The 13,249-nt window shown below is 34.5% G+C and carries 13 protein-coding genes; all 13 read right to left on the minus strand.

All coding sequences use genetic code 11. The annotated features are described in order from the left end of the window. Positions 1 to 289: 289 nt before the first annotated feature. On the minus strand, positions 290 to 937 hold the full coding sequence (locus HXZ69_RS03210) for a DUF6266 family protein (RefSeq protein WP_219034520.1): 648 nt from the start codon (positions 935 to 937) through the stop codon (positions 290 to 292). A 441-nt stretch (positions 938 to 1,378) separates the two neighbouring features. Then, a complete protein-coding gene (locus HXZ69_RS03215) occupies positions 1,379 to 1,588 on the minus strand; it encodes a helix-turn-helix domain-containing protein (RefSeq protein WP_219034519.1) in 210 nt (69 codons plus the stop codon). Positions 1,589 to 1,861: 273 nt separating this feature from the next. Beyond that, entirely contained in the window at positions 1,862 to 3,250 is a 1,389-nt protein-coding gene (locus HXZ69_RS03220) for an NADH-quinone oxidoreductase subunit N (RefSeq protein WP_286494973.1), read from the minus strand. 20 nt (positions 3,251 to 3,270) lie between these two features. Then, positions 3,271 to 4,689 (minus strand): complex I subunit 4 family protein, encoded by a 1,419-nt coding sequence (locus HXZ69_RS03225; protein ID WP_125348902.1) that lies wholly within the window; start codon positions 4,687 to 4,689, stop codon positions 3,271 to 3,273. Between the two features lie 7 nt (positions 4,690 to 4,696). After that, positions 4,697 to 6,589 (minus strand): NADH-quinone oxidoreductase subunit L, encoded by a 1,893-nt coding sequence (nuoL, locus tag HXZ69_RS03230; RefSeq protein ID WP_125348901.1) that lies wholly within the window; start codon positions 6,587 to 6,589, stop codon positions 4,697 to 4,699. A gap of 2 nt (positions 6,590 to 6,591) precedes the next feature. Beyond that, positions 6,592 to 6,918, minus strand: a complete 327-nt coding sequence (gene nuoK, locus HXZ69_RS03235; RefSeq protein ID WP_125348900.1) for an NADH-quinone oxidoreductase subunit NuoK — start codon at positions 6,916 to 6,918, stop codon at positions 6,592 to 6,594. Between the two features lie 16 nt (positions 6,919 to 6,934). Further along, a complete protein-coding gene (locus tag HXZ69_RS03240) occupies positions 6,935 to 7,453 on the minus strand; it encodes an NADH-quinone oxidoreductase subunit J family protein (RefSeq protein ID WP_125348899.1) in 519 nt (172 codons plus the stop codon). Further along, positions 7,453 to 7,953 (minus strand): NADH-quinone oxidoreductase subunit NuoI, encoded by a 501-nt coding sequence (nuoI, locus tag HXZ69_RS03245; RefSeq protein WP_038333352.1) that lies wholly within the window; start codon positions 7,951 to 7,953, stop codon positions 7,453 to 7,455. The genes HXZ69_RS03240 and nuoI overlap by 1 nt, the downstream gene beginning before the upstream one ends. A 22-nt stretch (positions 7,954 to 7,975) precedes the next feature. Further along, entirely contained in the window at positions 7,976 to 9,025 is a 1,050-nt protein-coding gene (gene nuoH, locus HXZ69_RS03250; RefSeq protein ID WP_019974862.1) for an NADH-quinone oxidoreductase subunit NuoH, read from the minus strand. Positions 9,026 to 9,050: 25 nt separating this feature from the next. Beyond that, a complete protein-coding gene (locus HXZ69_RS03255) occupies positions 9,051 to 10,133 on the minus strand; it encodes an NADH-quinone oxidoreductase subunit G (RefSeq protein ID WP_038333449.1) in 1,083 nt (360 codons plus the stop codon). A gap of 7 nt (positions 10,134 to 10,140) precedes the next feature. Next, on the minus strand, positions 10,141 to 11,499 hold the full coding sequence (nuoF, locus tag HXZ69_RS03260) for an NADH-quinone oxidoreductase subunit NuoF (RefSeq protein WP_221854711.1): 1,359 nt from the start codon (positions 11,497 to 11,499) through the stop codon (positions 10,141 to 10,143). Further along, positions 11,499 to 11,990 carry an NADH-quinone oxidoreductase subunit NuoE family protein gene (locus tag HXZ69_RS03265; RefSeq protein WP_115002287.1) on the minus strand — a complete coding sequence of 164 codons (492 nt, stop codon included), beginning with the start codon at positions 11,988 to 11,990 and terminating at the stop codon, positions 11,499 to 11,501. The genes nuoF and HXZ69_RS03265 overlap by 1 nt, the downstream gene beginning before the upstream one ends. Before the next feature lie 15 nt (positions 11,991 to 12,005). Beyond that, positions 12,006 to 13,247: an NADH-quinone oxidoreductase subunit D gene (locus HXZ69_RS03270; protein ID WP_038333370.1), complete on the minus strand. Its 1,242-nt coding sequence runs from the start codon at positions 13,245 to 13,247 to the stop codon at positions 12,006 to 12,008. Between the last annotated feature and the right edge of the window lie 2 nt (positions 13,248 to 13,249).

Genomic DNA, 13,249 nt, shown 5'->3' on the forward strand with positions numbered 1-13,249 from the left:
AAATCTTTTTAACGCTGCTCTTCAATCATTTTCTTAACGTCATCGATTTAATGCCAATTTTTTGATTTGGAATTTGATTAGAAAATAATGTGAAGCTGAAATGAATTTAGCTTGATAAGTTAGGGTTTACACTCTTCTATGCCCTCTCGAGAGGGATTTTTTTTTGTGTCTTTGGTGAAGTTTTTTCTTTTGATAAAAAAAGAAAAACCGTTTGTATCTTGGACATCAACTTATGTGATTTGTTATGATATAAACGGTTTTTTCTCTCTTTTCTGAATCATAGTCAATGTTAGTTTACTATGATTTTTCCTACGTAAACAGAATTAGATGCAAATAGGTTTTCTGGATTGACAAAGGCAATCCATATATGTAATTCTTTACCTTGATATCTTGGTAATAAACTTAGTTGATATGTTAAGTCTACACGGATTGCATTGGTTTGAAAAAACTGGGTTCCTACATTAAGGTCGTTGTCTTCTGCAAGTAATGCCACCATGTAATCTGTTTCGCCATTAGAGCCCATGGAGTTGTTTTCCCAATCGATCTGAATTGTTAACGGAGTTGGAGAACTGATGGCTAAGGGTTGTAGATCTATTCCTTTTCCTTTTGAAAATTGAATTTGATGATAATTAGGTAGTATTTGTAAATTATCCATATCACAGACTAATGCATTCATGACATTGCTCATTGCAGAATTGTATGTGGAACGTAATCCTACTTTTGTTCCGAAAAATGCTTTTGCATATTCTTTGTAACTCGCAAGAAATAAGACTGATTTGTTGAAACGTTCTTTGATTAATGCTTGTTTTGGAGTTGGTGCTTTTGATAATTTTTTAGGACGAATGCGTGATATTTCGTAACCGTTGACATTTGCGACTACTATTCGACCTGTACGACCGGATGTACCTGAAATGATACTGTCAATAACTTTACCCATACTTTTTGGTTTTAAATGTTTTACTTGATTTTTAATTTCTATGGTGAAGTTCGTAATGGATATCCGTATTAATTCAATTATTGCATACAAATGGAAACATTTGGAATGATTTGCAATGCTTTGGAATGAAATGTACTTATTTGTATTCGTCTGTATATTTCTGTGGTTGTGCTGTGGTTGTTCTGTTGATAAGTACCGCAGCGCTTCGGTGTTTGTTCGGTGTTTGTGTGGTTGTAGTGGTTTTGTTTTACATTTGATTTACACTCTCCTGACCTCTTTCAAACGGGGAAGTTTTTCTTTTTGGTTAAATCTTCTGTCTCTTTTTTTGTCTAAAAAAGGATTCAAAAAAAGAATTGGTTGTTAATTGTTATCTTTAATGATGATCTTATTGAGTATTATTAAATTTATTATAAATAAAAAGAGGCTTAAAAGCCTCTTGATTTATTTGAGTAATTGATTGATTATTGCTTGGTAAACTTCGTGTCTTAAGTAGACGTTTCGACCAAAATAATTGTAGGCTTTTAAAAGGTTTTTCTTTCTGTAATTGTATAATGTACTTTTGCAAATTTTTAGGTATTGCAATACATCCTCCTCTTCCATTAGGTACAAATCTAAAGAACTAATGTTTCCTTCTGCAAATGCTTGTTGCATTTTATTGATTTCTTCTGCTAATTGTTGAAACTAATTGACTGAGTTAAACGCTTGACTTTTCATCTGAAGAATCGTAAGATTTACTCTAAAGATAAATTGATTATCGAAATGATTTTATGGGTTTTAACTTTATTTATCAATAATGTGTTGTTGATAAGTTAGGGTTTACACTCTTTGCAAAATAATCCCATATAAAAAAAAGCTCGTGTCAAGTACTTGACACGAGCTTTTAAATAATAAATAATAAAAAACTATATAATAATCATTCTCCAATTACCACATTGGCGTTTGTAAAAATGACGATAATATTCCTGGAAAAATTCCCATCACAATTAAGATTACCATTCCGATAATTAAAAGGAAATTTGTTAACCCGTCTTGTGTTTTTAATTTGTTTTTCCCTTTTTTGAAATACATGTAGTTGATGATTTTGAAGTAATAATACATACTCAAAACTGCCATAACCAATGCAATTACAATCAAAAATAGGTTTTTATCGTTTGTTCCTCCAATACTCAACGCCATAAATTTCGCAAAGAAACCTCCTGTTAATGGAATACCTGCTAATGAAATTAATGAAATTGTCATCGCTGCTGCTAAAACTGGATTTGCTTTTCCTAAACCAATGAAACTCTCAAATTTTGGATTTTTGAATTGATCAATCGCATAGAAAATAATGAAGTTCGCAACTGAATAAGCAATCGTATAGAACATCAAAGCCTCTTTAGAAGCTGAATTGATATTGAACAAAACAAATAACATGAAACCTGCTTGCGCGATTGATGAATAAGCCATCAAACGTTTGACAGATTTTTGAGAAACTGCTCCGAAGTTTCCGATAAATAACGTCAAAATGATAATTGACGCGAATAATAAACGGTAATATTCGGCATATTCTACATTTGTTGGGAATGATTTTAGGACTAAAATAAATCCTAAAAATGATCCTCCTTTGATGATTGTCGACATAAACGATGTAAACACAGTTGGTGTTCCGTCGTAAACGTCTGGTGTCCATGCGTGGAACGGTGCTGCAGAAACTTTGAAACAAAATGCGAAGATGATTAAACACCATCCTGCGTAATAAATTGTTTCGAAATCTTTGTTATAGTTTACCAATTGATCAACCATAAAAGTTCCTGTTGCGCCGTACAAAAATGTTACACCTAACATCAAAATTCCTGTTGAGAAAGCTCCCATCAAGAAATATTTTACAGAAGCTTCTGTACTTCTAAGACTTTCTTTGTTTGTTCCTGCAATAATGTACATTGGAATTGACATTAATTCGATTCCTAAGAACATAATTACTAAGTTGTGGAATTGTGCTAAAACTGCGATTCCTGTAAAAGAGAAGAAAATTAAGGCATAATATTCTGCCACGTGTTTTCCTACTTTTCCAAACAAATCTTTGTTCAACAATAAGTAAAAAATTGCCAATCCTGCCAATGCGATAAAGAACGAAACGCCGTAAAGCGATTGTCCAATCATATTATCGAATTTTCCTGCGAACATTGAGCAACCTTTCAATTCGAAAATTCCTCCTACAATCATTCCGAAAAACAGAACAACAGAAAGTATATTTAAGGCACGATTATTTTTGATGTAGAATCCACTAAACATCAAAATAATACCTGAAAGTGCTGATAAAATAATCGTATTCATATCTATTTATTCAAAAATGATTAATGTGCTAATAAATTAAAAATTGGTGTTGGATAAACTCCTAAAATAATCACGATGATTGCGATTACAGAAATAACTGCAATTGGTCCAAAACCTCCTTTTTGAGCATCTTTTTGTTTGATGTTTTTCACTTCTCCAAACAATAATGCGCTTGATAATCTCAACGTATAAACGGCAGATAAAATAACACCTAAACAAGCTACTACACATAAAACTGGATTGTGTGTAAATAATGCAGAAAGCATCATAAACTCTCCGATGAATGAGCTTGTCAATGGTAATGCTACGTTTGCTAAACCGAATATCATGAATAAGATAGATAATGTTGGATCAACTTTTGCTAAACCACCAATCGATTTGATGTCTGTCAAATCATATTTTCTTTCCATAATATCTACACATAACCATAATCCTAAAACAACTAAACCATGTGAAAACATTTGGAAATAAGCTCCTGCTACACCATTTGCTAATTCAGAAAATAATGACACAAAAATTAAAGCTAAGTGAGCAATCGAGCTATATGCAATAATTTTCTTCACATTTTTTGCACTCAAAGCTATTAACGAGGCATAAACTAATCCGAAAATTGCTAAATAAGTAATGTATTTGAACAATTCTGAAATCGTTGGAAACATTCCCAAATACCAAGTAACCACTGCAAATAATCCCATTTTCGCCATCAAAGCTGAAAGTACAACTGTTAATGGAGTTGGTGATGTTTTATAGATTGTTGGTTGCCATGTATGAAATGGAAAGATTGGAATTTTAATCACAAAAGCGATTAAGAATAACAATGCCAACGCTGTGTTTGTTGAATAATGCGGTCCTGTAACTTGTACAACATCTGTTAATAAAAATGATGCTGGTTGTAAGAAAAATCCGATGTAAATAATTCCTCCTAACATAAACATCGATCCTAAAATCGTGTATAAGAAGAATGTCATATTTGCGCGAATTTTGTCTTTTCCAATTCCAAATAATCCGATTAAGAAATAAACCGGAATTAAGACAACTTCCCAGAAGAAATAGAATAAAATTAAATCTTCTGCTAAGAAAACTCCGTTTAATCCTGCTAAAGTGATTAACAATAATCCATAGAATGTATTGCTATATTTTTGTTTTGTTGTTGATAAATAAACAAAAAGAGCTAAGTAAGTAAGGTTAGTTAATAGAATCATTAATCCTCCCAAACCTTGAGCATTTAACGCGAAATAAGTTTTAACGCTGTTGAAATTGAACCATTGTGTTTGAAACGTTAACTCGTTGTTTCCACCTTTGCAAGTGATAAACAAGTACAACGCCAACAACGCTCCACCAACGAATGCTCCTAACCATCTTTGTGGTTTTTGACCTTGCATTAATAGCATAAAAACTCCTACTATTAATGGTAAAATGATAAATAAAGATAAAAGCATTACTAACCTATTTTGAAATTAAATACCCCATAAAAAAGATTGCGATACCTGCCACGATTCCTACAACCATTAGCATAATATAGAATCCTACATTTCCGTTTTGTAGCTGACGTACATTTTTTGATGCGCGACCAGAAACAGTTCCAACTCCTAAAACAAAAGCTGCAATTCCTGCTTTTTCTACATATTTTTTCAAGACATCACCCAACTCGAACAATGGTTTTACAATTGCATTGTCATATAACTCGTCGATGTACCATTTGTCTTCAAAGAATTTTGCAATTCCTGTTGCTTCACCATCTACATGGTTTGTATATTTCTTGATTGCATAATAAATTGCACCAAGTACACAAAGTAATAAAGCTCCCATCATCATCCATTCTGTTGCATGAGAAACATGATGAGCTTCTCCGATTGATACAACTCCACTTAAGAAAGTTTGAAGTTTATGTCCGTCTTGCATAAACAACGCTGGAATTCCGATATAACCTGCAAAAACAGAAAGAACTGCTAAGATGATTAATGGAATTGTCATTGCAGCTGGACTTTCATGCGGATGAGCTTCTTTATCTCTTAAATCTCCTAAGAAAGTCATTGCATATAAACGGAACATATAGAATGCTGTCATCACAGAAACGATAAATCCGATTCCGTAAACAACTGGATTAGAAACAAACATTCCTAATAACATTTCGTCTTTCGAGAAGAAACCTGATAAACCTGGAATACCAGCGATTGCCAAACATCCAATCAAGAAAGTGATATGTGTAATTTTCATGTATTTGCTCAAACCTCCCATTTTGCGCATATCTTGCTCGTGGTGCATTCCGTGAATTACAGAACCTGCCCCTAAGAATAATAATGCTTTGAAAAATGCATGCGTCATTACGTGGAAAACTGCTGCGATATACGCTCCAGATCCAATTGCTGCGAACATTAATCCTAATTGAGAAACTGTAGAATAAGCCAATACTTTTTTGATATCGTTTTGACGCATTGCAATCGTTGCAGTAACAAAAGCTGTTGCAATTCCTACGTACTGAATAACTTGTAATGTGATTGGTGCTGCCGAAAATAATTCGTTACAACGTGTAATCATAAAGATACCTGCTGTTACCATTGTTGCAGCGTGAATAAGTGCTGAAACTGGCGTTGGTCCTGCCATCGCGTCTGGTAACCATGTGAATAATGGTAATTGAGCCGATTTACCTGTTGCTGCTAAAAATAACAATAATGTAATTCCTGTCAATACAAAACCTGTAAATGCAGATGGATCAATTGCTAATTGGCTGAATACTTTTACATATTCTAACGTTCCAAATTCTTTGAAAATCCAAAACATCGCCAATAAGAATCCAACATCTCCGATACGGTTCATGATGAAAGCTTTCTTTGCTGCTTTGATATATTCTGGATTTGTAAACCAAAAACCAATTAATAAGAATGAACAAAGTCCAACCCCTTCCCATCCAATAAACATCATCACAAAGTTGTTTCCCATTACAAGAATCAACATGAAGAAGATGAATAAATTTAGGTAAGAAAAGAATTTTGCAAATCCTTTGTCTTCGCTCATGTAAGCCGAGCTGTACACGTGAATTAAAAATCCAACTCCTGTAATAATTAACAAAAACAAACTCGTTAATGCATCAATTTGAAATGCAAACGGAACTTGTAAAGTTGGAATATTGATAATATCAAATGCCTTAAAAATTAATGGTTGTGCATCTGCTCCTGATGGAACTGACATAAAAACCATGATTGATAAAATGAAACTTGCCAAAACTGCTCCACTTCCGATGAAAGTAACTAAGCTTTTTGAAAGTACATTTCGTCCTAAACCGTTAATCAAAAATCCTATGAATGGAATCAAAGGAATTAACCATATATACTGCTCCATTCTTAACCTTTTAAACGATTTAACACATTAATATCTACCGAGTATACTTTTCGGAACAATAAAATTATTACTGATAATCCTACAGCAACCTCAGCTGCGGCTACAACCATAATAAAGAATACTAAAAGTTGTGCATCTGTTCCTTTTTCTAATACTGAATTTGCGTGATAGTGCATTTTTGAGAACGCTACTAACAACAAATTCACAGAATTTAACATCAATTCTATACACATAAAAATGACAATTGCGTTACGACGTAGCATAACACCTGCCATTCCTATTCCGAATAGGATTAATGATAAAGTAATATAATAACTGATTGGTAACATCTTTTACTTTTTATATTTAATCCAATAATTCTTCGTCCTTTTTCGATAACATCACCGCTCCAATCATTGCAGAAATAAACAAAATACTGCTCAACTCGAATGGTAAAACATATTCTGAATATAACAATGATCCTAAGTTGTGAATCAATCCTAAATCACCTGTTCCCATTTCTACAGCTGTGTTTGCAGAAGCTTGATTTTGTGAGAAAATACCAATTGTCAAGGCAACAAATAACAAAGAGATTAAACTCGCTGCTACTATTTTTGCTGGTCGACCAAATGATTTCTTTTCACTATTCAAGTTCATCAACATCACCACGAATAAGAACAATACCATAATTGCTCCGGCATAGACAATGACATTTACAATTGCCAAAAACTGTGCGTTTAGCAATACATAATGTCCGCTGATGCAGAAGAATGTTACGATTAAATATAAAATGGAATGTACAGGATTTTTACTGAACACCATTAGTAGCGCACTTAACACCGTTAAGCTCGACAAAACATAGAATAAAATGATAGGTAATTCCATTAATTTGTAGCTTTTTTCGGGATTAATAAATCTTCTTTCGAATAGATAAAGTTTTGACGTTTGAAACTTGCTGGTGGAACTGTTTGCGATAAATAAACAGCATCTTTTGGACAAGCTTCTTCACAGAATCCACAGAAAATACAACGTAACATGTTAATTTCATATTTCGCTGCATACTTTTCTTCACGGTAAAGGTTTTCTTCACCAGGAAGTCTTTCTGCCGCTTCCATTGTAATCGCTTCTGCTGGACAAGCCAAAGCACAAAGTCCACAAGCCGTACAATTTTCGCGATCTTCTTCGTCTCTATTCAAAACGTGTAATCCTCTAAATACAGGACTAAACGGTCTTTGTTTTTCTGGATAACTAATTGTTGCTTTCTTCGAAAAGAAGTGCTTCAATGTAATCATCAACCCTTTTGCGATAGAAATCAAATAGATACTTTCCCAAAAAGTAAGGGGTTTACGTTCTACTTGTTTTACTCTATTTGTAATTGGTTTCATACTTTTAATGATTTTGATGATTCTACTTGTTTAATAATAAAATCACTAAGCCTGTAATTAACATATTGATTAATGCTAAAGGCAATAATTTTTTCCAACCTAAATCCATTAATTGGTCATATCTGAAACGAGGAATTGTCCAACGCACCCACATATAGAAGAAGATGAAGAAACAAGCTTTACCGAATAATGAAAGGAAATTAAGAATTGCCGTTCCATTCACTCCGATAGAGTTTACTAATGTTGCATCGTCTACAAATGGGATATCGTATCCACCAAAATAGATGGTAGAAATTACCACAGAACTGATAAACATGTTGATGTATTCTGCAAATAAGAAGAATCCCATCTTCATCGAAGAATATTCTGAGTGATAACCTCCAATTAATTCATTTTCTGCTTCTGGTAAATCGAACGGAGTACGGTTAGTTTCTGCAAACGAACACACCAAGAAAATGATAAATCCTAATGGTTGTAATAAGATAAACCATGCATGTTCTTGTTGATAATGTACAATATCACTCAATTTTAGAGAACCTGTCATCATCAAAATTGTGATTAACACAATTCCCATTGGTAATTCGTACGAAATAATCTGCGAAGCTGCACGCAAACCTCCCATTAAAGAGTATTTGTTGTTCGATGCCCAAGCACCAATCATAATTCCATAAACACCTAAACTTAACACACCTAAAATGTATAAAAACCCGATGTTAACATCTGCAATTTGAGGAACAACTACACGATCTCCAATCTCGAAAGCTGTCGACCATGGAATAACTGCACCTGTCATACAAGCTACAATCATTGCCAAAGATGGACCTAAGATGAATAAAAATTTATTCGAATCTTTTGGTGTAATTTCCTCTTTTGAGAATAATTTTAAACCATCGGCAAGTGGTTGTAATAAACCAAAAATACCTGCACGGTTTGGTCCGATACGATCTTGTAAGAATGCTGCAACTTTACGCTCAGCCCAAGTAGAGTACATGGCAACAACTAATGCAAAACCAATCATTACGCCTACTAAAGCTAACTTTTCTAATGCATCAGCAATAAATTCTTCTGTCATTTTTGTTAATTTTATTTACGAATGATTAATCTTTAAAATCTTTACTTGTTGCTGGTCCATCAATTTTAGATAAATCACGATTTGGTTCATTTACTTCTGAAACCGAGTGAATATCTAATAAAATCTTTGGATCGCGTTTGATTACTTTCGGAAGTGTTTCTTTTGGCTCCACTTTATTCTCAAAGTAATGACCTTGACGAACAACAGAATCTTTAGAAATTTCTGATGGTTTTTCTAACGTCCAATCGTTGATATCTTTTTTATCGAAACGACATGTGTTACAAATCCAATCTTTTACTTCGTTAAATTCATCTTTGCGAGCTGTTACACGGAAAACTTCATTCCCACGGAACCACACTTGTGCTTTACCAGAACAAGTCGGACAATCGCGATGCGCATCAACTGGTTTCAAGAACCAAACACGATTTTTGAAGCGGAACGTTTTATCTGTTAATGCTCCTACTGGACAAACATCAATAATATTTCCGATGAATTCGTTATCTAAACTTTTGTTGATATGCGTTGAAATTTCAGCGTGATCTCCACGATTCATTACGCCATGCTCACGACAACCTGTGATTTGATCCGCAGTTTTTACACAACGATAACACAAAATGCATCGGTTCATGTTCAACTGAATATTTGGACCTAAATCTTCTTTAGGGAATGTACGACGATCAAATTCGTAACGCGTCGCTTCTGCTCCGTGTTCGTAACTTAAATCTTGTAATTTACATTCTCCTGCCTGATCACATACTGGACAATCTAAAGGATGGTTGATTAATAATAATTCAACAATACCTTTACGTGCCTCAACTGTACGCTCAGACGTTTTATTGCCTACAACCATTCCATCCATAACTGTTGTACGACAAGACGGAACCAATTTTGGCATTGGGCGAGGATCTGCTTCACTACCTTTTGATACTTCTACCAAACATGTTCTACAGTTTCCTCCTGTATTTTCTAATTTACCGTAGTAACACATCGCTGGAGGTGCTACTTCTTTACCAATCATACGAGCGGCTTGAAGGATCGTTGTTCCCGCAGGTACTTCAATCGTTTCGTTATCGATAGTAACTTTAAATAATGGTGTTTCTTCTGCCATCTTCGTATTAATTTGCGGTTTCTTTAATTTCGATTGGATCAGCATAATGTGCTAAACCAAAATTACGCGTCAAACATTCTTCCGGATTATTAATATGCCATTCAAACTCATCACGGAAGTGACGAATTGCCGCTGCTACTGGCCAAGCCGCTGCATCTCCTAATGGACAAATTGTATTTCCTTCGATTTTACGTTGAACATCCCATAACAATTCGATGTCAGACATTTTTCCTTTTCCTTCATCGATTCGTTTCAAGATTTTTTCCATCCAACCTGTTCCTTCGCGACAAGGTGAACATTGTCCACATGATTCGTGACGATAAAAACGAGCTAATGTATACGTATGGTAAACAACATCTTGATCTTCATCTAAAACAATAAATCCTCCAGAACCCATCATTGTTCCTGTTTGGAAACCTCCTTCTGATAAACTTTCGTAATTCATGTAACGAGGTTTACCTTCGGCAGTTTTTAACAATAAGTTTGCTGGAACAATTGGCACAGAACTTCCTCCAGGAATACATGCTTTAAGACGTTTTCCGTTTGGAATACCTCCACAATATTCGTCTGAATAAATAAATTCTTCAACCGTAATTGTCATATCAATTTCATAAACGCCTGGTTTATTAATATTACCACAAGCTGAAATTAATTTTGTTCCTGTAGAACGTCCAACTCCAATTTTAGAATACGCTTCTCCTCCAATTTCAATAATTGGAACAATTGCAGCAATTGTTTCTACATTATTTACAACCGTTGGTCTTCCCCATAAACCTTTAACAGCTGGGAAAGGTGGTTTAAGACGTGGATTTCCACGTTTACCCTCTAACGATTCTAACAATGCCGTTTCCTCACCACAGATATAAGCTCCACCTCCACGTTGAACATAAATTTCGCAATCGAAACCTGTTCCTTGAATGTTTTTACCTAACCAACCAGCAGCTTTTGCTTCGTCGATTGCTTCTTCTAAAATTTCTGCAACCCACGCATATTCTCCACGGATATAAATAAATGATGTATTAGAACCTAAACAGAATGATGAAATCAGAACTCCTTCAATTAATAAATGAGGAATATATTCCATCAAGAAACGGTCTTTGAACGTTCCTGGTTCAGATTCGTCTGCATTTACCACTAAGTGTCTTGGAACACCTTCTGGCTTTGCCAAAAAGCTCCATTTCATTCCAGTTGGGAAACCTGCACCACCACGACCTCTTAAACCAGAAGTTTTTACTTCTTCTAAGATTTCATCAGTTGTCATTTTAAATGCTTTTTCAGCATTTGCATAACCACCGTTTTCGCGGTAAGCTTGATACTGACGAATTCCTGGAACATCAATATTTTTTAACAGTAATTTTTGTCCCATTATGCTAATTTTTTCAATTCCTCGATTAATTCGTCTACTTTCTCGATCGTTAAATTCTCACGATACGTTTTTCCTAACTGTAGCATTGGCGCGTAACCACATGCTCCTAAACATTCGGCTGGTTTTAATGTAAATAAACCATCTGCCGAAGTTCCACCAGCTTCAATATTTAATTTTGTTTTGATGTGTTCAATAATTTTGTCTGAACCTCTTAACATACAAGGTCCTGTTTGACAAACTTCTAACACAAATTTCCCTACAGGATTTAAGTTAAACATCGAATAAAATGAAGCTACTTCGTAAACTTCTACTGGTAAAATTTCTAATACTTCTGCAACATAATCTAAATGAGGAGTGTCTAACCAACCACCAAACTCAGCTTGTGCGACATGAAGTAAAGGAATCAATGCACTTTGTTTTTTATCCGATGGATAACGTGCAATGATTTTATCTACTTTTTGTTGTGTTTCTTCTGAAAATTGAATTGCCATTTTTAATAATTTTTATTAAGCATCTAATTCTCCAGCAATCAAATTCAAACTACTCATTGTGATAATGGCATCTGAAATCATTGATCCTTCAATCAATTCTGGATAAGCTTGATAATAAATGAAACAAGGTCTACGGAAATGTAAACGGTATGGCGAACGTCCACCATCAGAAACGAAATAATAACCCAACTCACCATTTGCAGCTTCGATTGAATTATAAATTTCTCCTTTTGGCATATCTACCTCTCCCATAATAATTTTGAAGTGATAGATTAACGCTTCCATTTTTGTGTAAACATCTTTCTTTAGTGGTAAATAAAAGTCTGGAGCATCAGCATGATATTGCGTTGCTTCTTCTCCTTCTAATGCATCAATTTTTGCAATTGCTTGTTTAATGATACTTAAACTTTGCCACATTTCTTGACCACGAACTAAGAATCTATCGTAACAATCTCCCGTTGTACCAACTGGAATATCGAATTCGAATTCTTCGTAACGAGAATATGGTTTCGCTACACGAACATCATAATCTACACCAGCCGCACGTAAATTTGGTCCTGTGAAACCATAATTTAATGCACGTTCAGCCGAAATTCCTCCTACTCCTTGCGTACGATCCATAAAAATACGGTTACGTAAAAATAAGTTTTCAAACTCTGTTAAGACATCTGGAAACTCTCTCACGAAACGATGGATTTTTGTCCAAGCAACTTCAGAAAAATCACGTTCGAAACCACCGATACGACCAATATTTGTTGTTAAACGAGAACCACAAATTTCTTCGTAAATCTCATAAATCAACTCGCGGTATTTCATCATATAAAGGAATCCTGTAAATGCTCCTGTATCAACACCCATAATCGAGTTACATACAATATGATCTGCCATACGAGCCAATTCCATAATGATAACACGCAAATAAGAAACACGTTTTGGAACTTCAATTCCAACGAATTTCTCAACTGTCATGTGCCAACCTAAGTTATTTAACGGCGCCGAACAATAGTTCAATCGGTCTGTTAAAGGTGTAATTTGGTACAAAGGTTTGCGTTCAGCAATTTTCTCAAAAGCACGGTGAATATACCCAACTGTAGGAACCGCAGATTTGATGATTTCACCATCAATCTCTAAAATATTTTGAAATACCCCATGTGTTGCAGGATGCGTAGGTCCTAAGTTTAAGGTAATTGTGCTTTTTTCTAACGAACCATCTGGAAGATCAAGATGCTTTAATTTTTTAGTTTTCTCTTTTCCCATGG

This window comes from Empedobacter sp. R132-2, assembly GCF_030324375.1.
Classification (GTDB): Bacteria; Bacteroidota; Bacteroidia; order Flavobacteriales; family Weeksellaceae; genus Empedobacter; species Empedobacter falsenii_B.